This is a genomic window from Novispirillum itersonii, from assembly GCF_014205675.1.
Taxonomy (GTDB): Bacteria; Pseudomonadota; Alphaproteobacteria; order Rhodospirillales; family Rhodospirillaceae; genus Novispirillum; species Novispirillum itersonii_A.
This window is the reverse complement of the sequence record NZ_JACIIX010000011.1, coordinates 36,683-59,548: the sequence shown is the minus strand read 5'-3', so window position 1 is coordinate 59,548 and position 22,866 is coordinate 36,683. Positions and strand designations below refer to the sequence as shown.

19 protein-coding genes are annotated in these 22,866 nt (G+C 64.3%); 15 read left to right on the top strand and 4 right to left on the bottom strand.

Features of this window, described 5'->3' with window-relative positions:
* The first annotated feature begins 198 nt into the window (after window positions 1-198).
* Window positions 199-1,221, top strand: coding sequence for a cysteine synthase A (cysK, locus tag FHS48_RS14155; protein ID WP_184264230.1), 1,023 nt, complete (start codon window positions 199-201; stop codon window positions 1,219-1,221).
* A gap of 67 nt (window positions 1,222-1,288) precedes the next feature.
* Here the strand turns inward: cysK and FHS48_RS14150 are convergent, their stop codons facing one another.
* Entirely contained in the window at window positions 1,289-1,735 is a 447-nt protein-coding gene (locus FHS48_RS14150; RefSeq protein WP_184264229.1) for an RrF2 family transcriptional regulator, read from the bottom strand.
* Window positions 1,736-1,994: 259 nt separating this feature from the next.
* On the opposite strand from FHS48_RS14150, the gene FHS48_RS14145 reads away from it, so the two are divergent.
* The 14 genes from FHS48_RS14145 (at window position 1,995) to FHS48_RS14080 (ending at window position 17,260) form a co-directional block, all read left to right on the top strand.
* On the top strand, window positions 1,995-2,276 hold the full coding sequence (locus FHS48_RS14145) for a hypothetical protein (protein ID WP_184264228.1): 282 nt from the start codon (window positions 1,995-1,997) through the stop codon (window positions 2,274-2,276).
* Window positions 2,277-2,523: 247 nt separating this feature from the next.
* Entirely contained in the window at window positions 2,524-3,543 is a 1,020-nt protein-coding gene (gene cysP, locus FHS48_RS14140; protein ID WP_184264227.1) for a thiosulfate ABC transporter substrate-binding protein CysP, read from the top strand.
* A complete protein-coding gene (gene cysT / locus FHS48_RS14135) occupies window positions 3,540-4,379 on the top strand; it encodes a sulfate ABC transporter permease subunit CysT (protein WP_184264226.1) in 840 nt (279 codons plus the stop codon). Before cysP ends, cysT begins: the two co-directional genes overlap by 4 nt.
* Entirely contained in the window at window positions 4,379-5,224 is an 846-nt protein-coding gene (gene cysW / locus FHS48_RS14130) for a sulfate ABC transporter permease subunit CysW (protein ID WP_184264225.1), read from the top strand. Before cysT ends, cysW begins: the two co-directional genes overlap by 1 nt.
* Window positions 5,225-5,658: 434 nt before the next feature.
* On the top strand, window positions 5,659-6,702 hold the full coding sequence (locus FHS48_RS14125) for an amino acid ABC transporter substrate-binding protein (RefSeq protein ID WP_184264224.1): 1,044 nt from the start codon (window positions 5,659-5,661) through the stop codon (window positions 6,700-6,702).
* A 12-nt stretch (window positions 6,703-6,714) separates the two neighbouring features.
* The gene (locus FHS48_RS14120) at window positions 6,715-7,980 is read left to right on the top strand and encodes an amino acid ABC transporter permease (RefSeq protein ID WP_184264223.1); all 1,266 of its coding nucleotides are present in this window, start codon (window positions 6,715-6,717) and stop codon (window positions 7,978-7,980) included.
* Window positions 7,977-9,122 (top strand): amino acid ABC transporter permease, encoded by a 1,146-nt coding sequence (locus FHS48_RS14115; RefSeq protein WP_184264222.1) that lies wholly within the window; start codon window positions 7,977-7,979, stop codon window positions 9,120-9,122. Before FHS48_RS14120 ends, FHS48_RS14115 begins: the two co-directional genes overlap by 4 nt.
* 381 nt (window positions 9,123-9,503) lie before the next feature.
* Window positions 9,504-11,144: a TIGR04028 family ABC transporter substrate-binding protein gene (locus FHS48_RS14110; RefSeq protein WP_184264221.1), complete on the top strand. Its 1,641-nt coding sequence runs from the start codon at window positions 9,504-9,506 to the stop codon at window positions 11,142-11,144.
* 39 nt (window positions 11,145-11,183) lie between these two features.
* Window positions 11,184-12,143 (top strand): ABC transporter permease, encoded by a 960-nt coding sequence (locus FHS48_RS14105; RefSeq protein WP_184264220.1) that lies wholly within the window; start codon window positions 11,184-11,186, stop codon window positions 12,141-12,143.
* Window positions 12,140-13,132 carry an ABC transporter permease gene (locus FHS48_RS14100; protein ID WP_184264219.1) on the top strand — a complete coding sequence of 331 codons (993 nt, stop codon included), beginning with the start codon at window positions 12,140-12,142 and terminating at the stop codon, window positions 13,130-13,132. The genes FHS48_RS14105 and FHS48_RS14100 overlap by 4 nt, the downstream gene beginning before the upstream one ends.
* The gene (locus tag FHS48_RS14095) at window positions 13,129-14,799 is read left to right on the top strand and encodes a dipeptide ABC transporter ATP-binding protein (protein WP_184264218.1); all 1,671 of its coding nucleotides are present in this window, start codon (window positions 13,129-13,131) and stop codon (window positions 14,797-14,799) included. The genes FHS48_RS14100 and FHS48_RS14095 overlap by 4 nt, the downstream gene beginning before the upstream one ends.
* An 86-nt stretch (window positions 14,800-14,885) precedes the next feature.
* On the top strand, window positions 14,886-15,950 hold the full coding sequence (locus FHS48_RS14090; RefSeq protein WP_221443525.1) for a putative FMN-dependent luciferase-like monooxygenase: 1,065 nt from the start codon (window positions 14,886-14,888) through the stop codon (window positions 15,948-15,950).
* 28 nt (window positions 15,951-15,978) lie between these two features.
* The gene (locus FHS48_RS14085) at window positions 15,979-16,647 is read left to right on the top strand and encodes a CMD domain protein (protein WP_184264217.1); all 669 of its coding nucleotides are present in this window, start codon (window positions 15,979-15,981) and stop codon (window positions 16,645-16,647) included.
* A 4-nt stretch (window positions 16,648-16,651) separates the two neighbouring features.
* The gene (locus tag FHS48_RS14080) at window positions 16,652-17,260 is read left to right on the top strand and encodes an alkylhydroperoxidase domain protein (protein WP_184264216.1); all 609 of its coding nucleotides are present in this window, start codon (window positions 16,652-16,654) and stop codon (window positions 17,258-17,260) included.
* Window positions 17,261-17,378: 118 nt separating this feature from the next.
* Here FHS48_RS14080 and acnB read toward each other — a convergent pair whose 3' ends face one another.
* From acnB to trxB, 3 genes are all read right to left on the bottom strand, one after another.
* On the bottom strand, window positions 17,379-19,964 hold the full coding sequence (acnB, locus tag FHS48_RS14075) for a bifunctional aconitate hydratase 2/2-methylisocitrate dehydratase (protein WP_184264215.1): 2,586 nt from the start codon (window positions 19,962-19,964) through the stop codon (window positions 17,379-17,381).
* A gap of 736 nt (window positions 19,965-20,700) precedes the next feature.
* Window positions 20,701-21,609, bottom strand: coding sequence for a LysR family transcriptional regulator (locus FHS48_RS14070; RefSeq protein WP_260402488.1), 909 nt, complete (start codon window positions 21,607-21,609; stop codon window positions 20,701-20,703).
* A gap of 134 nt (window positions 21,610-21,743) precedes the next feature.
* Window positions 21,744-22,691 carry a thioredoxin-disulfide reductase gene (gene trxB / locus FHS48_RS14065; protein ID WP_184264214.1) on the bottom strand — a complete coding sequence of 316 codons (948 nt, stop codon included), beginning with the start codon at window positions 22,689-22,691 and terminating at the stop codon, window positions 21,744-21,746.
* Window positions 22,692-22,866 lie beyond the last annotated feature (175 nt).

Here is a 22,866-nt window from a genome sequence, read left to right as displayed (position 1 = left end):
AATTTGCCGTTGGAGATAAAGGGGAAAATATTTATATATCAATGGATTAAAGGGATGCTTGGCAAAGGGGAAAGTCGGGGATGGCCCGTGTCGAGCAGCCAGACGGAGAGCTTGAAATCTATTAATCTACCTTGTTATAGTTTTTATGGTACCGCGATGGCGGTGCTCTCCGCTGGCCCCGGCAGAAGGACGCGCCCCATGTCTCCCGATTCGGATTTTGCCTGTCGCACCGCCCTGTCCTCGCAGCCGCCGTTGCCCCGGCGCGACGCTGTTGCCGCCCCGCCGCGCGGCCGTGTCTATGATCATATCATGCAGACCGTCGGTGGAACCCCGCTGGTGCGGATCAACCGGATGAATGCCACGGGGACCGCTGATCTGCTGGCTAAACTCGAATTCTTCAATCCGCGGGCCTCGGTCAAGGACCGGGTTGCGCTGGCCATGGTGGAGGCGGCAGAGGCCCGGGGGGACCTGATTCCCGGCTATTCAACCCTCGTCGAGCCGACATCAGGAAACACCGGTATTGCGCTGGCCGGAATTGCGGCGGTCAAAGGATACCGGCTGATCCTGACCATGCCGGAAAGCATGTCGGTGGAACGGCGGAAGATGGTGCAGCTGTTCGGGGCGGAAATTGATCTGACCCCGGCAGCCAAGGGAATGGGCGGGGCCATTGCCCGGGCGCGGGAGCTGCTGGCGGCAATCCCTGGAGCGGTGTCGCTGAAGCAGTTCCAGAATCCGGCGAATCCGGAGATTCACCGCAGCACGACCGCCGAAGAGATCTGGGCGGATACCGGGGGCAGGGTTGATGCTGTGGTCGGGGGAGTCGGGACCGGCGGGACCCTGACCGGCATCGGGCAGGCGTTGCGGCAGTATAATCCGGCCCTGCGGGTGATTGCAGTGGAGCCGGACGCCAGCCCGGTGCTGTCCGGCGGGATGCCAGCCCCCCATAAAATTCAGGGGATCGGGGCCGGATTCGTGCCGCCGCTGCTGGACCGGGGTCTGATTGACGAAATCCTGACCATCACCAACGAAAACGCCTTCCGCACAGCACGTCTGGCCGCCCGGCAGGAAGGGATTCCGGTGGGAATCTCCTCCGGCGCTGCCCTGTGTGCGGCGCTGGAAGTGGCGCGGCGGGCGGAAATGCGGGGAAAGACGGTGGTGGTGATCGTTCCGTCCTGCGCCGAGCGGTATCTGTCGACACCGCTGTTTGACGGCCTGAGCTGATACCCTTCTGGCATCGGACTCAAGCTGGGATCGGACTTAAGGCGGTACCTTGGACCGTTACCCGGGCTCAGATCTCGTAATTCAGGATCATCTCGCCCGCGCCCTTGCTGGCCATGTCAGACAGGGTGCAGGTATCGAGAATCGCGGCGATAGCATCCCGCACATCGCTCATCACGGCCCGCACCGCACAGCCCGCTTCGTCCCGGCAGTCGGCACAGGGCTTATAGGCATTGCGGGAGGCGCAGGGCACCGGGGCCAGCGGGCCATCCAGAATGCGGATGATATCGCCGACGCGGATCTGCGCCGCCGGAACCGCCAGCATGTAGCCGCCGCCTTTGCCTTTTTTGCTGGTCAGCAGGCCGTTGTTCTTCATCTCCAGCATGATCGCATCGAGAAACTTCTTCGGGATCGTTTCCGCGTCGGCAATATCCTGAATAACGATGGCGCCCTGATTTTCGTTGCGGGCCAGATAGACCATCGCCTTCAGGCCGTATTTTGCTTTGCTGGACAGCATTGGTGTGGGCGTCTCCATTTTATGACGCCCGTATTTACAAAGAGACCGCGCGGAGTCAAGGGTTGCGGCATTATTTTCTATAAAATCTATAAAAATATAGAATTATGTGTTGCATTCAGGATGAGGGAACCCTACAGTGTCTGAGTACCGGGCGGGTTTCCTGCTATATCCCCCGCCCGGGCACGGCCCGGCGGAAGTGGACGCCTTCCGCCGGGCTCCGCTTCCCTTTTCAATCCCTTCCCCAATCAGGAGACCTGCGATGCAGACTTATGCTTTTACAGCCTCGACTCCCGGCCTGCCGCCGCCCCATGGCAAGGCTGTCACCCTGGGGGCCGTTCCGTCCCGTCGCCCGGATCCGTGGCGGACCGGTGAACCGTCGCTGACGGATGTGATGACCGATCCGCTGGTGCATCTGGTGATGCAGCGGGACGGCCTGCGGTCGGAGCAGGTGTGGCCGGTGATCCGGCAGGCCCAGTCTGACCTGAAACGTGCTGACCTGAAACGTGCTGACCTGAAGCGCGCTGCCGCACTGAATGGATGATCCCGATGTCTGATGGCTGTTGTTGTCCCGGCCGCAAGGTGCAGCGGGATGAAGATGAGATGCCCCGAATGCGGGCTGAATGCTGAAAAGGCGGTTTCCACAACGGAAGCCGCCTTTTTTGATGGCAGTGTCGATTTTGCATAATTAACTATGAAAAAAGGTTATTTAAAATAAACAACTTTACAGAATGTGTGAAATATCCCTACAACAACACAACGCCGTGACGCTGATCGAAGGAGTTCCCGCGATGCGCCGCCTGAATCTGAAAGCCCTGTTCGCTTCCGCCGCTGTTGCGGCTTCCCTCGCCGCGGCCCCGGTCCGCGCCGCCGATGCCCCGGTCAGCGAGATCCTGAACGTCTCCTACGACATTTCCCGCGAGCTCTATGCCAAGCTGAACACCCTCTATAAAGACGAACGGGCGGCCAAGGGCCTGCCAGCGCTGGAGGTGAAGCAGTCGCACGGTGGGTCGTCGAAGCAGGCCCGCTCGATTCTGGAAGGGCTGGCCGCTGACGTGGTCACCTTCAATCAGGTGCCGGATGTGCAGGTGCTGGCCGACAAGGGCTTTGTCGCCGCCGACTGGGCGAAGAAGTTCCCCAACGATGCCTCACCGTACTATTCGCTCCCGGCCTTCCTGGTGCGCAAGGGCAATCCGAAGGGCATCAAGTCGTGGGACGATCTGGTCCGCGCGGATGTGCAGGTGGTGTTCCCGAATCCGAAGACCTCGGGCAATGCCCGCTACACCTATCTTGCCGCCTATGCCTATGCGCTGGAAAGCAGCGGGGGCAATGCCGACAAGGCCAAGGACTTTGTCGGCAAGCTGCTGGCCAATGTGCCGGTGTTCGATACCGGCGGGCGGGCGGCCACCACCACCTTCGTGGAACGTGGCACCGGTGACGTGCTGGTGACGTTCGAGGCGGAAGTGCGGGGCATTCAGCAGGAATTCGGGGCTGACCGCTTTGATGCGGTGGTGCCGCCGGTCAGCCTGCTGGCCGATTTCCCGGTGGCGGTGGTTGACAAGGTGGCCGACCGCCGGGGCTCCCGCGCTGAGGCGTCCGCCTACCTGAATTTCCTCTACACCAAGTCGGCGCAGGATGTGCTGGCGCAGAATTATAACCGGGTCCGTGATCCGGAGGTGGTGGCCAAGTATAAGGCGCAGTTCCCGGACGTGCGGCTGCTGACCATCGACAGCCTCGGTGGCTGGGCGGCGGTCAATAAGGCTCACTTCGCCGAAGGGGCGCTGCTGGATCAGGTGTTCGTCGCGAAATGAGTCTGCGCCGCTCCCGACGCACCCTGCCGGGCTTTTCGCTGACATTGGGCATCACGCTGGGGTATCTCGGCGTGATTGTCCTTTTGCCTCTGGCGGCCCTGCTGTGGTGGGCCGCCGGGCTGTCGGCGGCGGAGTTCGTGGCGGCGGTGGCCAGCCCGCGGGCATTGGCGACTTATCAGGTCACCCTGACCTCTGCCCTTCAGGCGGTGGCGTTTAACGGGGTGGCCGGTCTGCTGTTTGCCTGGGTTCTGGCCCGTTATGAGTTTCCCGGGCGCCGTCTGCTGGATGCGGTGATGGATATCCCCTTCGCCCTGCCAACGGCGGTGGCGGGGGTGGCCCTGTCGGCGGCGCTGTCGGCCACCGGCTGGTTCGGGCCGCTTCTGGCGGCGATGGGCTGGACCGTGGTCAACGCACAGGCGGGGATTGCCGTCGCCATGGCCTTTACCAGCCTGCCGTTTGTGGTGCGGACCGTGCAGCCGGTGCTGGAAGACCTTGATGCCGATGCCGAGGAGGCCGCCGGTCTGCTGGGGGCCGGGCGCTGGCAGGTGTTCCGCCATGTAATTGCCCCGGTGGTGGCACCGGCGGTTCTGGCAGGGATGACGCTGGCCTTTGCCCGTTGCCTGGGGGAATTCGGGGCGATCATCTTCATTGCCGGGAACCGTCCGATGAAGACCGAGATCACCTCGCTGCTGATCTATATCCGGCTGGAGGAATACAACTATCCGGCGGCAACCGCGATTGCGGTGGTGATTCTGCTGTCAGCGCTGGGGGTGATGCTGCTGGCCAATGCCATTCAGGCGTGGCAGCACCGCTATCTGGAGAAGGAGGGCGTGTGATGCAGCATCATCGGGAACGGCGTCGCCCGGACGGGGTTGGCGCATGGCTGTGTGTGGCGGCGGCAGTGCTGCTGGCGGTGCTGCTGTTCGGTACCCCGCTGGCGGTGGTGTTCGGCCATGCCTTTTCCAAGGGGGCGGCGGCGTGGTGGCAGGTGGTCTCGGCGCGGGAAACCCTGTCGGCGGTCGGTCTGACCCTGCTGACGCTGGTGGTCTGCGTGCCGCTGTCGGCGCTGTTCGGGCTGGCGGCGGCCTGGGCACTGACCAAGTTCCGCTGGCGGGGCAAGACGGTGCTGGTGTCTCTGATCGAGCTGCCGTTTTCGGTGTCGCCGATTGTCGCCGGGGTGGCCTGTCTGCTGGTGTACGGGGCGTCGAGTCCGCTGGGCTCCTATCTACAGGATCACAACATTCCGGTGATGTTTGCGGTGCCGGGAATCCTGCTGGCAATCCTGTTTGTGGTCAGCCCGTTCATCGCCCGCGAGCTGCTGCCGCTGATGCGTCTGCATGGCACGGATGACGAGGAGGCGGCGATTATTCTCGGTGCCGGGGGACTGCGGACCTTTCTGCGGGTGACGCTGCCGAATATCCGCTGGGCGCTGCTGTATGGGGTGATTCTCTGTGCGGCGCGGGTGCTGGGGGAATTCGGGGCGGTGTCGGTGGTGTCCGGGCATATCCGGGGCGAAACCAACACCCTGCCGCTGTATATCGACCTGCTGTTCCATGACTATGACAACTCCGGCTCCTTTGCCGTGGCGTCGATTCTGACCTCGCTGGCGGTGGTGACCCTGGCGGCCAAGGCGATTGTGGAGCGGCAGATTGACCGCTCCCGCCGCAGCGCCAGCGAATAGCCTGCCGGTTTCTGCTGTGCAAAGACCCGTCTGCCTATGGCAGGCGGGTTTTTTGTTGCCTGAAGGCCCATATTTTCCACTTCATGAATGTTATTTTTCAAAAAAATAACACCGAATATCAAAAATCTATTTACAGATAGATTTATATGTTTAGTCTTGGCCCTGCGGCTGATGCAACAGACGCCCCGGCCCTTCCGGACCGGATGCTGTTGTGCCGCTGCAACGTTTCCTCGTGACCTCTCCAGACTTGATGCCCGGGCTGGCCTTTCGCCCGTACCCGTTCGGCGCTATCGCGCCAGCCCGTGGCCTTTTCTGTCGGTCCGGAACCCCCGGTTTCCGCAGACGCAACAATCCTGCGCAGATGCGTGGGCCGCCTCTGCCGCTCCTCTCCCAGACAGACCATTTCAACAGACAGCAGAAAAAGGGATCCTGTGATGCTGAAGAAACTGAAAGCGAAGCTCCTTGGGGCCGTGGCGGCCCTGTCCGTCGGTGTCGGGGCGCTGGCCGCCCCCGGTGTGGCGCAGGCCGGGCCGACCATCGATGCCATTCAGGCCCGTGGATCCATCAAGGTTGGCGTCGGCAGCCCGGGGCCGGGGTTCTTCAACGTCGATAAGTCGGGGCGGTGGGAAGGCTTCTTCGTCGATTTTGGCCGCGCCCTGTCGATTGCGCTGTTCAACGACCCGAACAAGGTGGAGTTCATCACCTCTTCGCCGCAGCAGCGCCTGCCGGCCCTCCAGTCCGGGGAATTCGACATTCTGCTGTCCGGCGTGACCCAGACCTTTACCCGGTCGCACCAGCTGGGGTTCCACTTCGGGCCGGTGGTGTTCTATGACGGGCAGGGCCTGCTGGTGCCGAAGAAGCTGGGCGTCACCAAGGGCACCGAGCTGAACGGCGCGACGGTGTGTATCCAGAGCGGCACCACCGGTGAACTGAACATCGCTGACTTCTTCCGCCAGAACAACGCCACCTTCAAGCCGGTGGTGATTGAAGACACCAACGAAATCCGCAAGGCCTTCACCTCCGGCCGCTGCGATGTGGTGACGCAGGATTCCACCGATCTGGCCTTCCGCCGTTTACAGCTGCCCAATCCGGATGACTACATCGTCCTGCCGGAGCGGATTTCCAAGGAGCCGCTGGCTCCGGCAATCCGCTGGGGCGATGACCGCTGGCTGGAAGTGGTCAACTGGGTGGTCTATGCCACCTTGCAGGCTGAAGAGCTGGGGATCACCAAGGATAACGTTGACAGCTTCCTGACCAGCGAGAACCCGACCATCCGCCGGTTCCTCGGGGTTGATCCGGCGCTGGGGCAGGCTGCCAAGCTGGATCCGAAGGTGTTCTACACCATCATCAAGACGGTCGGAAACTACGGCGAAATCTTTGAACGCAGCCTTGGCAAGGCCTCCGGCCTTGGTTTTGAGCGCGGCTTCAACCAGTCGTGGACCAAGGGCGGCCTGCTGTACGCCCCGCCGTTCCGCTAAGAGGGGGCAGGCATGATCCGTCCCGTTCCGCCGGTTTCTCCCGGATCACCGTCTGCCCGCAAGCCCCCGGTCCTGTTGTGGATCGGGGGTGCCCTGCGCGGCGGGGTGGCCAGTGCTGCGGACCGGATCAGCGGCTGGTGGGGGGATTACCCCCGGGTCCAGCTTCTGGCGGTCGGGGCGGTTCTGGCCGTGGCGGTCTGGCTGGGGATGACCCTGTCCGGCAATCTGGCGCGGCTGGGGCTGACGCCGGGGTTCGGGTTCCTGTCCCGGTCTGCCGGGTTTGAGATCGGCGAAAGCTGGATCCCCTATTCGGCGGCGGACAGTTACGGGCGGGCGGTGGCCGTCGGCTTTCTGAACACGGTGCAGGTGGCCGTGCTCAGCTGTGCGCTGGCGACGGTGCTGGGGCTGTCGCTGGGGGTGGCGCGGCTGTCGTCCAATCCGCTGCTGTCCCGCACCGTGCAGGTGTACATCGAGGTCATCCGCAATACCCCGCTGTTGCTGCAACTGTTTTTCTGGAGCCTGACCGTTCATGCCCTGCCGTCTCCCCGTCAGGCGCTGTCGCCGCTGCCGGGGGTGTTTCTGACCAACCGCGGGCTGTTCACCCCGGGGATCACGGCGGAGGAGGCTCCGCTGTCCGGCGGTCTGCTGATGCTGGGGGGCGTGGGTCTGGCGGTGCTGCTGTGGGCGGCCCTGCGGCGGTGGGGACCTGCCCGGCTCCGGGGTGCGGTCCTGTGGAGGACAGGTCTGCCGCTGGGACTGGCTGCCGCAGCAACCGCCCTGCTGTGGGGACTGGCCGGTCCGGTATGGACGCTGGATCTGCCGCGCCTGACCGGTTTCAACATCACCGGGGGGCGCACCCTGAGCCCGGAATTCGTCGCCCTGTGGATCGGTCTGGCCGTCAATACCTCGGCCTCGGTGGCGGAGCTGGTGCGGGCGGGTATTCAGTCGGTTCCGCGCGGTCAGTGGGAGGCGGCCCGGGCGCTGGGCCTGCCGGAGCGGCGGGTGATGCGGCTGGTGGTGTTACCGCAGGCCCTGCGGGTGATTATTCCGGCCCTGACCTCCAGCTATGTGTCGCTGACCAAGCATTCCAGCATCGCCGTGGCCATCGGCTACCCTGATCTGGTCAACGTGCTGAACACCACCGCCAATCAAGGGGGGCATGTGCTGGAGGCGATCAGCATCATGATCTTTGTCTACCTGACCCTCAGCCTGATCACCTCGGCGTTGATGAACCTCTACAACCACCGTGTCGCCTTGCGGGGAGAAAACCACCGATGACTGCCGTTGCCGCCGCCGTGGAAAACCCGTCCGATCTGCCGTTCGAGGAGACTGTCATGGCTCCGGCGGTCCCGCCGTCGCCGCTCCGGCTGGCCCTGCGCCGCCTGTGGGGGGGGGGGCTGTTCGGCACCCCGCTGAACAGCGTCATCACGCTGGCCTACCTTGGGTTTATCGCCGTGGTGGTCTGGCCGTTTCTGGACTGGGCGCTGGTCAAGGCGGTGTGGACCGGCAATGGCGATGCCTGCCGGCAGGAGGTGGGGCAGGGGGCGTGCTGGGCCTTTGTCGCGGACAAGATCCGCTTCATCCTGTTCGGCCTGTACCCGGGGCCGGAGCAGGGGCGGTCCGCTGCGGCGCTGCTGGTGATGGCGGGCCTGATTGTTGCCACCGGTATTCCCGCCCTGTGGCGCTGGCCGCTGCTGGTGGCGTGGGGTGTCGGGATGGCTGTGGTGGTGATCCTGCTGGGCGGGGGCTTCGGGCTGGCTCCGGTGGCCACCGATGTGTGGGGGGGAATGACCCTCAGTCTGCTGGTTTTTGTCGCCGGGGTGCTGATGGCGGCCCCGCTGGCGGTGGCGCTGGCTCTGGCCCGGCGGTCGAAAATGGGCGGGCTGCGCCTGCTGTCGGTGTTGGGGATCGAGATCACCCGTGGCATTCCGTTCATCGCCGTGCTGTATGCGGCGACTCTGCTGTTTCCGCTGATGCTGCCCGCCGGGGCGGCGGTGGACAAGCTGCTGCGGGCGCAGATCGCGGTCAGTATCTTTGTTGCGGCCTTTCTGGCTGAGACCCTGCGGGCCGGATTGCAGGCGGTGCCGAAAGGCCAGTATGAGGCCGCCTATGCGCTGGGCCTGTCGCGCTGGCAGACCCTACGGCGGATCATCCTGCCGCAGGCGATCCGTACGGTGATCCCCGGCATCGTCAATATCCTGCTGAATGTGTTTCAGGATACCTCGCTGGTGCTGGTGATCGGCCTGTTCGATTTCCTGAATGCGGCCCGGGTCGCTGCCAACGACACCGAATGGATGGGCCGCCATGATGAGGCCTATGCTTTTGCCGCCCTTGTGTATTTCACCCTGTGCTTCTTCGGATCCCGCTACAGCCTGTGGCTGGAACGGCATGTGTCTCCCCATCGTCGTGAGTCCCGTTGAACGGGCAGCCTGCTGTGTCGGGGCCGGAGTGATCCAGGTCGGCCCTCCTCATGACGACACCTTGAAACCCGCCCCGGATTGGGGCGGGTTCTTTTTATTTTCAAAGAGATATTTTTAATACACAGCTTTGGTTCGTTAAATAATGAAAAAATCATATAGATATGCGGAAATATGTTGACCATAAATCTATAAAGAAATAGCGTTTTAGGTATGAGGCACGGAACCCTCCGGTCTTCTCCCGCTTTCTCCGGCCCCGTGGCCGATGATTTTGTTCCGTCCCCAGTCCTTCGCCCGTCTGTCGCCGGGCCGCCCGATGCTATCGGCGGCTGGCCGGGGCGGAGCCTTGCCGGACCGGATGGTTTGCCCTGAAAGGATCAGTCCATGACCGTCTCTGTTTTCCGTCCCCGCCTGCTGGCTGCGTCTGTTTTTGCCGGGGCTGTCAGCCTGTCGGCCCTGTCCGTGGCCATGGCGGCGGAGACAGCGGTCAATGGCGGAACCCTGATCTATCTGGAACAGCAGGGGCATACCGCTCTGTATCCCCCGGCGGGCGGCTTCTATCCCAATGGCGGTATTCTCAACCAGATCACCGATAAGCTGACCTACCAGAATCCGAAAACGCTGGAGATCGAGCCATGGATTGCCGAGTCGTGGACGGTGAACGCCGACCGGACGGAATACACCTTCAAGATCCGCAAAGGCGTGACTTTCTCTGACGGTACGCCGCTGGACTCTGCGGTGGTGGCGAAGAATTACGACACCTTCGGCCTTGGCAACAAAGATCTGAAACTGCCGGTGTCAGAAGTGATCAACAACTATGATCACAGCGAGGTCATCGACCCGTATACGGTGAAGTTCACCTTCAAAAAGCCGTCGCCCGGCTTCCTGCAGGGGACCTCGGTGATCGGCTCCGGTCTGGTGTCTCTGTCCACGCTGTCGCGCAAACTCGATGAGTTGGGCGATGCCACCAAGATCATCGGATCCGGCCCCTTTGTGGTTACCAACGAGGTTTTGGGCAAGGAAATCACTTTCAAGGCCCGCAAGGATTATGCCTGGGGTCCGGCAAAGCTGGAGCATCAGGGCCCGCCGCATCTGGATGGGATCCGCCTGCTGGTGGTGTCGGAAGACAGCGTGCGGATTGGTGCCCTGACCGCCGGGCAGGGGGATGTGATCCGTCAGGTGCAGGCCTATGACGAGAAGCAGGTGCTGGATAAGGGCTACACCATTTATGCCCCGCCGACCCGGGGGGTGAACAATTCGGTGGTGTTCCGCCCGGATAATCCGCTGGTTGCCGATGTGCGGGTCCGGCAGGCCCTGCTGAAGGCCACCGACAGCGCGGAAGTGGTGCGGACCCTGTTTTCGAAAAACTATCCGCAGGCAACCTCCATCATCGCCTCCACCGCGCAGGGCTACATCAATCTGGCTCCGAAGCTGACCTTTGACCCCAAGGCGGCGGCAACGCTGCTGGATCAGGCGGGCTGGACTCCCGGCCCCAATGGCCTGCGCCAGAAGGATGGCAAGGATCTGGTGCTGACCGCTTATGAATCCCTGCCGCAGCCGCAGAACAAGGCGACCCTTCAGCTTCTGGCGCAGCAATGGGCCAAGGTCGGGGTCAGGCTGACCGTCCTGTCCGGGGATTCCGGCAGCCGGGTTGCCGATGATCTGGATCCGCTGAAGACCCCGGTGGCCCCGGCGATGGTCGGCCGGGCCGATCCGGACGTGATCAAAAGCCAGTATTACCCGCTTAACCGCGATGTCCTGCGCCAGAAGGGCGGTCCGGGCAAGGTGCAGTCGTTCGTTGATGACCATCTGAACCGCCTGCTGGAAGGGCTGGCGTCGGAAACCGATCCGGCGAAGCGCCTGACGATCGCCGGAGAGGTGCAGACCTATGTCGTCGATCAGGCCTATGCGATCCCGCTGTTCGAGGAGCCGCAGGCCTTTGCCGCCGCTCCGTACGTGAAGGATCTGGCCTTCGAGGCCGTGGGCCGTCCCAGCTTCTATGCTGCCTGGCTCGACAGGAAGTAACGGGTTCGCCCGGCGCGTTTCTGACAGGAGGATGCTGCGATGATCCGGTTTCTGCTGCGTCGTTTCGGGCAGGCTTTTGTGGTCCTGTGGGCGGCCTTCACCGCCACCTTCCTGCTGTTACAGGCCCTGCCGGGCGACGCAATCCTGATCAAGTTCCAGAGTCCGGAACTGGGCCTGAGCCCGGAGCAGATTGCCGAGCTGCGGACCCTGTACGGCGCGGACAGCCCGCTGTGGCAACAGTATGGGGCGACGCTGTCCGGGTTCCTTCAGGGGAACTTCGGCTATTCCCTGCACCGGGGGGTGCCGGTGGCCGACAGTCTGGGGCAGGCCCTGCCGGTGACAGCCGGGCTGACCGTCCTGTCGGTGATCGCCGCTGTGGCGCTGGCCCTGCTGCTGGCCGCGGTCAGCGCCCTGACGCCCCTGCGCTGGCTGCGCTCTGCCCTGCTGTCGGTGCCGTCGCTGTTCATCTCCATCCCGGTGTTCTGGCTGGGGATTGCGCTGATCCAGATTTTTTCCTTCCGGCTGAAGCTGATCCCGGTGATCGGGGCCGGTCCGTGGGAAAGCCTGATCCTGCCGGTGGCGACGCTGGCAGTGCCGATCTCCGCCCCGCTGGCGCAGGTGCTGATCCGCAGTCTGGATGCGGTGCAGACCCAGCCGTTTGTGGCGGTGGCCCGGGCCAAGGGGGCATCCCGGCGCTGGGTGCTGTGGCGGCATGTGCTGCGTAATGCGGTGCCGCCGGTGCTGGCCCTTGGCGGCGTGCTGTTCGGCGAACTGCTGGCCGGGGCGGTGGTGACGGAAACCGTCTTTGGCCTGAACGGACTGGGCCGCCTGACCGAGCAGGCCGTCAACTTTCAGGATGCTGCGGTGTTGCAGGCGGTGGTGGTTCTGGCGGCGGCCGGGTTTGTCACCGTCAACCTGCTGGTCGATCTGATCACGCCGCTGCTTGATCCCCGTCTTGCCCTCCATCGTTCTTCCCTTTCTGCAGGAGGTCCGGCATGAGCACCGTTCCGACACAGGATCTGTCCGCCCGGGGCTGGCTGCCCGGGCAGACCCCGAACAACAGTTTCTCTGCCCTTGATTTTGCCGTGCCGTCAGACTTTTCGGCCTATGGTGCCGCTGCGGCGGTGGATCCGGCGGTGCCGCTGGCATCGGTTCTGCACCGGCAGGGCCGGGCCCTGTGGTCGGCGGCCCGCCGGGTTCCGTCCGGGCTGGCGCTGGCGTGGGGGGTGATCGGGCTGGTGGCGGCGTGGGCGGCGGCGCCCGGCCTGTTTACCGGATACAGCGCCGTGTCCGGCGAGGCGGCGGAAGCACGTCTGCCGCCGTCTGCCGCCCACTGGCTGGGGACCGATGAACTGGGGCGGGATCTGCTGGCCCGGATCATTTACGGGGCGTCGGAATCCCTGACCGGGGCTTTTGTCGCCGTCGCCGTCGGACTGGTGCTGGGCACCCTGACCGGGCTGATTGCCGGATCCTCCCGCCGCTGGGTCGATGACCTGCTGATGCGGGCGGTTGATGTTCTGCTGTCGGTTCCGGCGCTGCTGGTGTCGCTGTCGATCATCATCCTGCTGGGGTTTGGCACCACCAATGCGGCGATTGCCGTCGGTGTTGCCTCCGTTGCCAACTTCGCCCGTCTGGCCCGGGCCGAGGTGGTGCGGGTCCGCTATACCGATTATGTCGAGGCGGCCTTCGGCAGCGGCGGCCGTTTCGCTGCGGTGCTGTGGCGGCATGTGCTGCCCAATTCCCTGACAGCGGTGCTGGCGGTGTCGGCCCTCCAGTTCGGGACGGCGATTCTGGCGATTTCCACGCTCGGTTTTCTGGGCTATGGCGCGCCGCCGCCGACCCCGGAATGGGGCCTGCTGATCGCCGAAGGACGGAACTACATCGCCACGGCGTGGTGGCTGACCACCTTCCCCGGTCTGGTGGTGGTGGCGGTGGTGATTGCCGCCAACCGCATCAGTGCCTCTCTGCGCGGGGAGGGGACACGATGAGCACGCCTGAGATCTCCCCCGATACCCCTTCTGTGCCGCTTCTGGCGGTGGAGTCTCTCTCGGTTGGCTATACCGATGCCCGGGGCGATGCCCGGACCCCTGTGACCCCGGTGGTCCATGGGGTGTCCTTCACCATACGGGCCGGAGAGGTTGTGGCGCTGGTCGGGGAGTCCGGGTCCGGCAAAAGCACCATCGCCCAGTCGGTGATCGGATTGTTACCGGAAACCGGACGGATCACCGCCGGATCCATCCGCCTGAATGGCACCGACATTGCCGGATGGCCGCAGGCGCGGCTGGATCCGCTGCGCGGGGCAGTGATCAGTCTGGTGCCGCAGGATCTGGGCCATGCCCTCAACCCGGTCCGGACCATTGGTGCGCAGATTGCCGAAGTGTTCCGCCTGCATGGCTGGCGGGACCGCCGGGCGGTGCGGGAACAGGTTCTGTCCCTGCTGGACCGGGTCGGTCTGCCGGATCCGGCGCTGCGGTACCGCCAGTATCCGCATGAACTGTCCGGCGGGATGCGGCAGCGGGTGCTGATTGCGATGGCGGTGGCCCTGCGCCCGGCGCTGATCATCGCCGATGAACCGACCAGCGCGCTGGACGTGACCGTACAGAAGCGGGTGCTGGATCTGCTGGACGACCTGCGCCGCGAGGCCGGGACGGCCGTTCTGTTCGTCACCCATGATCTGGGCATTGCCGCTGACCGGGCCGACCGGGTGGTGGTGTTGCAGGGCGGGCAGGTGCAGGAGCAGGGCGATGTGCGGCAGGTGCTGACCGCCCCGGCCCATGCCTATACCGCCCGCCTGCTGGCGGATGCCCCGGCGTTCCACGGGCCGCGCCCGTCCCGCCCTGCCCGCCTGTATGCCGATGCCGATGTGGTGGTTGACGGTCTGGTGCAGGAGTTTTCCCAGCGCTCCGGCTGGGCACCCTTCAGCCGGACCCAGCCGTTCCGGGCGGTGGATGGGGTGTCCTTCCGGGTTGCCCGGGGCACCACCCATGCTCTGGTCGGGGAATCCGGATCGGGCAAAACCACCACCATCCGTACCCTGCTGGGCTTTACCCGGCCGACGGCGGGGACCGTGCAGGTCAACGGACTGGATCTTGCCACCCTGCGCCATGATCAGGTGCCTGCCCTGCGGCGGTCGATCCAGCTGGTCTATCAGAATCCCTATGGGTCGCTCGATCCCCGGCAGACCATCGCCGAGATCGTCGGGGAGCCGCTGCGCAATTTCGATCCGGTCCCGAAGCCGGAGCGTCTGCGGCAGGTGGCGGCCCTGATTGAGCGGGTCGGACTGCCGCAGGCGGTGCTGTCCCGTCCGCCCCGGGCTCTGTCCGGCGGGCAGCGGCAGCGGGTTGCCATTGCCCGGGCCCTGATCCTGAAGCCGCAGGTGGTGGTGCTGGACGAGGCGGTTTCGGCGCTGGATGTGACGGTGCAGGCGCAGATCCTGTCCCTGCTGGATGAACTCCAGCGTGATCTCGGCCTGACCTACGTGTTCGTCTCGCATGATCTCGCCGTGGTGCGGCAGATCGCCGACACCGTTTCCGTCCTCCAGGGCGGGCGGGTGGTGGAGGACGGGCCGGTGGAGCAGGTGTTCCATGCCCCGGCCAGCGCCTACACCCGCGATCTTCTGGCGGCGATTCCGGGCCGGGCCCGGCAGGCGGCCTGACCGGCCTGCCTCTCTCTATTCACCCAGAAAATCAGGCCACCCAGAAAACCAGCCGATCAAGAAAATCAGCAAAGAGGGTTTCCATCATGACCGTTTCCGTTCCTCCCTCCGCCCACAGTCCGCTGTCTGCCCCCGCCAGTGACGGGGGGCGCAAGCGTCTGGGCTTCTTCACCCGCCTGCTCGATGACGCCCCGGCCGGAGAGCGCTACCGATTGGCGGCGGAGCAGATCATCCACGCCGAACGGCATGGGTTTGACAGCGCCTGGGTGGCCCAGCACCACTTCCATGAAGCGGAAGGGGGGCTGCCGTCCCCCTTCGCCTTCCTGTCCTATGTCGCGGCCCGCACCAGCCGGATCCGTCTTGGCACCGGGGTGATTACCCTGCCGATGGAGGATGCGGTGCGGGTGGCGGAAGATGCGGCGGTGACCGATCTGCTGTCGGATGGCCGTCTGGAACTGGGGCTGGGCACCGGCGGAACTCCGGCCTCGTTCAACGCCTTCGGGTTTACCGCCGATCAGCGCGGCGATGTCTATGCCCGCCATCTTCAGACCCTGCTGGCCGCCTGGCGCGGCGAGGCGCTGGGGCATGCGGAGAACCGCCTGTATCCGGCCGCGCCGCATCTGCTGCAACGGCTGTGGCAGGCCACTTTCTCGGTGGCGGGGGGGGAGCGTGCCGGTCTGGCCGGGGATGGCCTGATGCTGTCCCGGACCCAGCCGCGCCCGCAGGAAGACCCGACCCGGGCCCTTGATGTGATCCAGCATCCGATCCTTGATGCCTATCTGGCGGCCCTGCCCGCCGGGGCCGCTCCGCGCATTCTGGCATCCCGCAGCCTGTTTGTTGCCGATGATCCGGCGGAAGCCCTGCGGCTGGCGGAAACCGGTCTGCGCCGGGTGGCGGACGGCTTTGCCCGCAGCGGCCACATCCTGCGCGGCGATACCGTGCAGGACCTGATCGACACGCTGGACGTTCACGTCGGTACGCCGGATCAGGTGATTGAAAGCCTGTCGCGTGACAGCGTTCTGCCGCGCGCCACCGATCTGGTGTTTCAGGTCCATTCGGTGGATCCGCCGCATCCGTTGATCCTGCGCTCGATTGAACTGACCGCCACCACGGTTGCCCCGGCGCTGGGCTGGGTGCAGGCCAGCGTCTGAACTGTCTGTTGGAACAGGAGAACTCCCCATGACCATTGATGTTATCGATCGTCCCCTGACCCGGGACGGGGGTGCCGTAAACGTCACCGCCCACTGGCCTGCGGACTGGATTGACCATCTGGCCGGAATTGAGCCGGGGTCGCCGCTGGCGGCCCTGCGGGCGGAGCGCCCGGAAGCCCGCCGCAATGCCCAGCTGAGTGCCGAAGCCCTGTTCCTGCCTGCGGAGGAGACGGTGTTCAGCCGGGCGGAGCGGGCAGCGGTGGCGCTGTTCGTGGCCGGTCTGCACCGGCAGGCGGCGGTGTTTGCCTTCTACCGCGACCTGCTGGTGTCACAGCCGGGGGGGCTGGAGCTGGAGGCCACGGTGATCGCCGAAGGACGCCGGGGGCTGACCGAAGGCCCCTACGGGGCCTACCCGGACGGCCCGCTGCGGGTGGAAAACCGCTCCGGCCCGCTGTACCGGGTCGATCCGGCGCAGGCGGATGTGCTCGGTCCCCGGCTGACGGCGGCGCTGACCCATGCGCATCTGCTGGTGTTCCATCCCCGCGATGCCTCGGCGCTGCACCTTCAGGCCCTGCTGGATGCCGGGTGGGACACCACCGGGATCGTCACCCTGTCGCAGCTTGTCGCCTTCCTCACCTTCCAGATCCGCGTCGTCAGCGGTCTGACCGCCCTTAAATATTCTCTGCCGGGAGTCTGATGCCATGACCGAACAGGTGATCCGTTATCCTGCCCAGTCGGAACCGGCTGTGTTCACCCAGGACGAACTGGGGTGGTTACCGTGGCTGGAGCCGCTGCCGGAAAGCGCCCTGACCGACCGTCACCGGGACGGGTTGGTGGACCCGGCCCGGGCCAAATCGCCCTATTTCATGCTGCTGGTGCGGGATCCGGAGGTTCTGGGGGCCCGCACCCGCACCGACAAAGATATTTTCTATAATACCCGGAACGGCTTGCCCCGGGCTGACCGGGAAGTGGCGGCGGCGGCGACCTCCCGCGTCAACGGCTGCATCTTCTGCGCATCGGTCCATGCCCGCTTTGCCACCGTGCATTCCAAGCGGCGGGAGGAAGTGCAAACCCTGCTGGACGAGGGGATCAGCGGGGTGGCCGATCCGCGCTGGGCGGCGATTGCCCGGGCCTCGGAAGCCCTGACGGAAACACCGTCGGGGTTCGGGACCCGCGATATTCAGGCGCTGGCCGGGGCCGGGCTGAGTGATCTGGAAATCATTGATGTCATCAACGGGGCGGCCTTCTTCAACTGGGCCAACCGCCTGATGCTGTCGCTGGGCCAGCCGGAGGAGCCGGTGGCGGCATGATGGGGTGTCAGTAACCGGTGTGTCCCCCGCGCTGATTTGCCCTTTGTGCAGAAAAAACCCCCGCCGGAAGCCCGGCGGGGGTTTTCTGTCACGGTGTCAGGTCCGCAGACCCTTGACCTCAGACGGTAACGGTGTCGGCAACCTTCCGGAAGGAGTCGATCTGGTCGAAGTTCATGTACCGGTAGATGTCCGCCGCTTTGGCGTTCACCACGGTGACCTGTTCCAGATATTCCGCCGGGGTCGGGATGCGGCCCATCAGGGCGCAGACGGCGGCCAGCTCGGCGGAGCCGAGATAGACGCGGGTGTCGATGCCCAGACGGTTCGGGAAGTTACGGGTGCTGGTGGAAATGGCGGTCGAGCCCTTGCGGATCTGCGCCTGATTGCCCATGCACAGCGAGCAGCCCGGCAGTTCCATCCGCGCGCCGGACCGGCCGAGGATGCTGTAATAGCCTTCCTCGTTCAGGATCGCGGCATCCATCTTGGTCGGCGGGGCGACCCACAGACGGGTCGGGATGTCGGTCTTGCCTTCCAGCACCTTACCGGCGGCGCGGAAGTGGCCGATGTTGGTCATGCAGGAGCCGATGAAGACTTCGTCGATCTTGTCGCCGGAGACTTCGCTCAGCACCTTCACGTCGTCCGGATCGTTCGGGCAGGCGACAATCGGTTCCTGAATGTCAGCCAGATCGATTTCGATCACGGCGGCGTATTCGGCGTCGGCATCCGGCTGGAGCAGCTGCGGATCGGCGATCCAGGCTTCCATCGACTTGATGCGGCGGCCGAGCGTGCGGGCATCGGAATAGCCCTCGGCGATCATCCACTTCATCAGGGTGATGTTGGACCGCATGTACTCAATGATCGGCTCCTTATTCAGGCGCACGGTACAGCCGGCGGCGGAGCGTTCGGCCGAGGCGTCGGTCAGTTCGAACGCCTGTTCCACCTTCAGGTCCGGCAGGCCTTCGATTTCGAGAATACGGCCGGAGAAGATGTTCTTCTTGCCCTTCTTCTCGACGGTCAGCAGGCCCTGACGGATGGCGTACAGCGGAATGGCGTTGACCAGATCGCGCAGGGTGACGCCCGGCTGGAGTTCGCCCTTGAAGCGGACCAGCACCGATTCCGGCATATCCAGCGGCATCACGCCGGTGGCGGCGGCAAAGGCGACCAGACCGGACCCGGCCGGGAAGGAAATGCCGATCGGGAAGCGGGTGTGCGAATCGCCGCCGGTGCCGACGGTGTCGGGCAGCAGCAGGCGGTTCAGCCACGAATGGATCACGCCGTCACCCGGACGCAGGGAGACACCGCCACGGGTGGAGATGAAGTCCGGCAGGGTCTTGTGAGTCTGCACGTCCACCAGCTTCGGGTAGGCGGCGGTGTGACAGAACGACTGCATCACCATGTCGGCGGAGAAGCCGAGGCAGGCCAGATCCTTCAGTTCGTCACGGGTCATCGGGCCGGTGGTGTCCTGGCTGCCGACCGTGGTCATCTTCGGTTCGCAGTAGGTGCCCGGACGGATCCCGGTGCCTTCCGGCAGGCCACAGGCGCGGCCGACCATCTTCTGGGCGAGGGAGAAGCCCTTGCCGCTGTTGGTCGGGTCCTTCGGCAGACGGAACAGGGTGGAGGCCGGCAGGCCGAGGGCATCACGGGCCTTGGCGGTCAGGCTGCGGCCGATGATCAGCGGAATACGGCCCCCGGCGCGGACTTCGTCGAACAGCACGTCAGACTTGACGGTGAATTCGGCGATGACCTTGCCATCCTTCAGGGCCTTACCGTCGAACGGGCGCAGCTCGATCACGTCGCCCATGTTCATCTGGCCGACGTCCAGTTCGATCGGCAGGGCACCGGCGTCTTCCATGGTGTTGTAGAAGATCGGGGCGATCTTGCTGCCGAGGCAGACGCCGCCGAAGCGCTTGTTCGGCACGTACGGAATGTCTTCCCCGGTGAACCACAGCACGCTGTTGGTGGCGGACTTGCGGGACGACCCGGTGCCGACCACGTCACCGACATAGGCGACCAGATGGCCCTTAGCGCGCAGCTCTTCCAGGAACTTGACCGGGCCGCGGGCACCGGCTTCTTCCGGCTCGATGCCCGGACGCGGGTTCTTCAGCATCGCCAGCGCGTGCAGCGGAATGTCCGGGCGGCTCCACGCATCCGGGGCCGGAGACAGGTCGTCGGTGTTGGTTTCACCGGTGACCTTGAACACGGTGATGGTCAGGCTTTCCGGCACTTCCGGGCGGGACGTGAACCATTCGGCATCGGCCCAGGACTGGATCACGGCCTTGGCGTTGGCGCTGCCGGAGTCGGCCAGCGTCTTGACGTCATGGAAATAGTCGAACATCAGCAGGGTCTTCTTCAGACCCTCGGCGGCGACGGAGCCGACTTCGGTGTCGTCCAGCAGCTCGATCAGCGGCTTAATGTTGAACCCGCCGAGCATGGTGCCCAGCAGCTGGGTGGCCAGAGCCCGGGACACCAGCGGCGAGGTTACAAAGCCCTTGGCGATGTCCGCCAGAAAGCACGCCTTGACCTTGGCGGCATCGTCCACACCGGCAGGAACGCGGTGGGTGATCAGCTCGACCAGCGTCTGCTCCTCGCCCTTCGGCGGGTTTTGCAGCAGCGCGATCAGCTCCTCGGTCTGCTGGGCAGACAGCGGCAGGGGCGGAATGCCAAGGGCGGCGCGCTCGGCAACGTGCTGGCGATAAGCTTCAAGCATCGATGTTCTCTCCAAGGTTAATTGGCCAAGGGTGATTTGGCTCATGACAGCATCAGCACGGGGTCTTCGGAACCGGACCCTGTTGCCGGGGCGCCATGCAGGCGGATTATGCGGCGCATTATGCTTGGTGATGCGATGACTTTCCATCCTCTACTCTGTCGTTTGGGCCGGAAAGTTGATGTTTTTATGCTTTTTCCCACCCTGTCGGGTAGGTCTGTGTCCGCGCCCTGAGCAGGCCGGATCCCCTGAAGCCGTTGAACTGTGCCCCTGTTGCCCCCAGCACAATGGGTAGGGTAGGGGGAATGAACCGTATCGGAGGGGAAAGAACGAAAAAAAGACCCCAGTCCGGTAGGACTGGGGCCAAGGTGAACAGGGAGGCTTCACGTCTGGGAGACGTAGGATCCGAAGACCCTTCGTCGGGCCCGAGGCCCGACTAAGGTGATGCAGGCTCTGGGAGGATGACCTGATCACCGATCCGGTAGGCGCCAGCCGGGAGACCGTCCGGCGCTGTATTCCGTGGGAGCGCTGTGCAGCGCGTCCATGGCCCTGTTATAGAGGGACCTCTGATATTGCACCACAGCAAAAGCCGCTGCACTGATATGCGACGCGCGCATACCTTTTGGATTCTTTCAAAATCGTTACAATTTCTTCGCGACCAAGAAAAAAGGCATCCTCGACTCAGAGAATGCCTTTAATCGGTCAGGTCACGGTCTGTCCGGCCGGTGAAGGGCGCGGATTACAGGTTGTTTTCGCTCAGCTTCTGGAGCAGAAAATCACGGAACACCATCACCCGCTTGGAATGGCGCAGCTCTTCCGGATACACGAAGTAACAGTCAAAGCTGGGGCCGCGCAGCTCCGGCAGGACCTGCACCAGATTGGTTGCCACGGTGGAGAAATAGTCCGGCAGCGCCGCAATCCCCAGCCCGGAGCGGACCGCGCGGTAGATGCCGTAAATATTGTTGACCCGCAACACCGGCTGGCGCGGGGTTGAGGTGCCCGCCGACAGCAGCCAGTTCATGTTTTCCACCGGGGCCTTGGCATCGTCGCCGTAAACGATCAGGCGGTGGTTGTCCAGATCCGCCGGGGTTTTCGGCAGGCCATACTTCTTCAGGTATTCCGGGGCGGCATAGACATTGTAGTGCAGGGCGATCAGGTGACGCTGGATCAGGTCCGGCTGGCGCGGGGCGTTGAAACGGATTGCCACATCGGCCTCCCGCATCGCCAGATCCACTTCCCCATCATCCAGCAGCATCGACATTTCGATGCCGGGATAGGTTTCCATGAATTCCTTGATGCGGGGAGTCAGCCACACCGAGCCAAAGGCAACGGTGGTGGTGATCTTCAGCGGTCCTTCCGGGCGTTCCCGGCTTTCGGTGATCCGCGCCTCGGCCATTGCCAGCTTGGCGAACACCTCATGCACCGTGCGGTACAGCAGTTCGCCCTGTTCGGTCAGGATCAGGCCACGGGCGTGGCGGTGGAACAGGGAGACATGCAGGCTTTCTTCCAGCGCGCTGATCTGGCGGCTGACCGCCGACTGGCTGAGGTTCAGCACTTCCCCGGCGTGGGTGAAGCTGCCTGCCTCCGCCACCGTGTGGAAGACCCTCAGTTTATCCCAGTCCATCATGCTGGCTTGCCGCGTCGGCATTGTGCGCCCCTGTAAAATACGGCGGATCCGTCAAGGCCGGATCCAATTCTCTACCATATCGGTAGCATTGCAAAAAACGCAAGGGTGGGCGCGGAGAATCCACGCCCACCCTGCAAAAAAGGTATGGCTGGGGCTTAATGCCCGTCGGTGGCCTGTAGGAAACGATCGGCTTCCAGCGCCGCCATGCAACCGGTGCCTGCGGCGGTGACCGCCTGACGGAACACATGGTCCTGCACGTCGCCCGCGGCGAACACGCCGGGGATGTTGGTGGCGGTCGAGTCGGGTTTGGTGATCAGGTACCCGGTTTCGTCCATGTCGAGCTGGCCGCTGAACAGCTCGGTATTCGGTTTATGGCCGATGGCGATGAACACGCCGTCACAGGGCACCTCGGACAGTGTACCGGTCTGGATGTTCTTCAGGCGCACGCCGGTCACCGCTTCCGGCATGCCGCCGCCGGTGATTTCGTCGATCACGCTGTCCCACACCACAGTGATTTTCGGATGCTTGAACAGGCGGTCCTGCATGATGCGTTCGGCGCGGAAGCTGTCGCGGCGATGAACCACGGTCACCTTTCCGGCGATGTTGGCCAGATACAGCGCTTCCTCGACGGCGGTGTTGCCGCCGCCAACCACCACCACATCCTTGCCACGGAAGAAGAAACCGTCGCAGGTGGCGCAGGCGGAGACGCCGAGGCCGGAATACTTCTGTTCGCTCTCCAGCCCCAGCCACTTGGCGGAGGCCCCGGTGGCGATGATCAGGGTATCGGCGATGTAGGTGTCGCCGCCGTCGGTGGTCACGGTGAACGGCCGCTTCGACAGGTCAACAGCGGTGGCCAGATCATAGATGATCTTCGCGCCGCAGTGCTCCGCCTGCTTCTGCATCTGTTCCATCAGCCACGGCCCCTGAATCGGGTCGGCGAAGCCGGGATAGTTTTCCACATCGGTGGTGATGGTCAGCTGCCCGCCCGGCTGGAGTCCGGCCAGCATCACCGGCTCGAGATTGGCGCGGGAGGTGTAGATGGCGGCAGTGCAGCCTGCGGCGCCCGATCCGAGGATCAGCACCTTGGTCCGGTGTTCGGCCATATGAAGGAATCCTTGCGAAACTGCGGTGTAGCGTTGCGGTGAAGATAGTGATCCCCGGCGGGGGATGCAACGGCAGACCGGGCGCTGACACCGGTCCGGGTGCTTTGGGCCAGAAAGGAAAACGGGGCCTTCCGGATGGAAGACCCCGTATGACCGTACCCGTGTATCCGCAGGG

What these genes read in the sequence shown, in the direction of transcription:
- cysK (WP_184264230.1), top strand. Translation starts at nt 199, where the DNA reads ATGTCTCCCGATTCGGATTTTGCCTGTCGCACCGCCCTGTCCTCGCAG.
- FHS48_RS14150 (WP_184264229.1), bottom strand. Translation starts at nt 1,735, where the DNA reads ATGCTGTCCAGCAAAGCAAAATACGGCCTGAAGGCGATGGTCTATCTG.
- FHS48_RS14145 (WP_184264228.1), top strand. Translation starts at nt 1,995, where the DNA reads ATGCAGACTTATGCTTTTACAGCCTCGACTCCCGGCCTGCCGCCGCCC.
- cysP (WP_184264227.1), top strand. Translation starts at nt 2,524, where the DNA reads ATGCGCCGCCTGAATCTGAAAGCCCTGTTCGCTTCCGCCGCTGTTGCG.
- cysT (WP_184264226.1), top strand. Translation starts at nt 3,540, where the DNA reads ATGAGTCTGCGCCGCTCCCGACGCACCCTGCCGGGCTTTTCGCTGACA.
- cysW (WP_184264225.1), top strand. Translation starts at nt 4,379, where the DNA reads ATGCAGCATCATCGGGAACGGCGTCGCCCGGACGGGGTTGGCGCATGG.
- FHS48_RS14125 (WP_184264224.1), top strand. Translation starts at nt 5,659, where the DNA reads ATGCTGAAGAAACTGAAAGCGAAGCTCCTTGGGGCCGTGGCGGCCCTG.
- FHS48_RS14120 (WP_184264223.1), top strand. Translation starts at nt 6,715, where the DNA reads ATGATCCGTCCCGTTCCGCCGGTTTCTCCCGGATCACCGTCTGCCCGC.
- FHS48_RS14115 (WP_184264222.1), top strand. Translation starts at nt 7,977, where the DNA reads ATGACTGCCGTTGCCGCCGCCGTGGAAAACCCGTCCGATCTGCCGTTC.
- FHS48_RS14110 (WP_184264221.1), top strand. Translation starts at nt 9,504, where the DNA reads ATGACCGTCTCTGTTTTCCGTCCCCGCCTGCTGGCTGCGTCTGTTTTT.
- FHS48_RS14105 (WP_184264220.1), top strand. Translation starts at nt 11,184, where the DNA reads ATGATCCGGTTTCTGCTGCGTCGTTTCGGGCAGGCTTTTGTGGTCCTG.
- FHS48_RS14100 (WP_184264219.1), top strand. Translation starts at nt 12,140, where the DNA reads ATGAGCACCGTTCCGACACAGGATCTGTCCGCCCGGGGCTGGCTGCCC.
- FHS48_RS14095 (WP_184264218.1), top strand. Translation starts at nt 13,129, where the DNA reads ATGAGCACGCCTGAGATCTCCCCCGATACCCCTTCTGTGCCGCTTCTG.
- FHS48_RS14090 (WP_221443525.1), top strand. Translation starts at nt 14,886, where the DNA reads ATGACCGTTTCCGTTCCTCCCTCCGCCCACAGTCCGCTGTCTGCCCCC.
- FHS48_RS14085 (WP_184264217.1), top strand. Translation starts at nt 15,979, where the DNA reads ATGACCATTGATGTTATCGATCGTCCCCTGACCCGGGACGGGGGTGCC.
- FHS48_RS14080 (WP_184264216.1), top strand. Translation starts at nt 16,652, where the DNA reads ATGACCGAACAGGTGATCCGTTATCCTGCCCAGTCGGAACCGGCTGTG.
- acnB (WP_184264215.1), bottom strand. Translation starts at nt 19,964, where the DNA reads ATGCTTGAAGCTTATCGCCAGCACGTTGCCGAGCGCGCCGCCCTTGGC.
- FHS48_RS14070 (WP_260402488.1), bottom strand. Translation starts at nt 21,609, where the DNA reads ATGCCGACGCGGCAAGCCAGCATGATGGACTGGGATAAACTGAGGGTC.
- trxB (WP_184264214.1), bottom strand. Translation starts at nt 22,691, where the DNA reads ATGGCCGAACACCGGACCAAGGTGCTGATCCTCGGATCGGGCGCCGCA.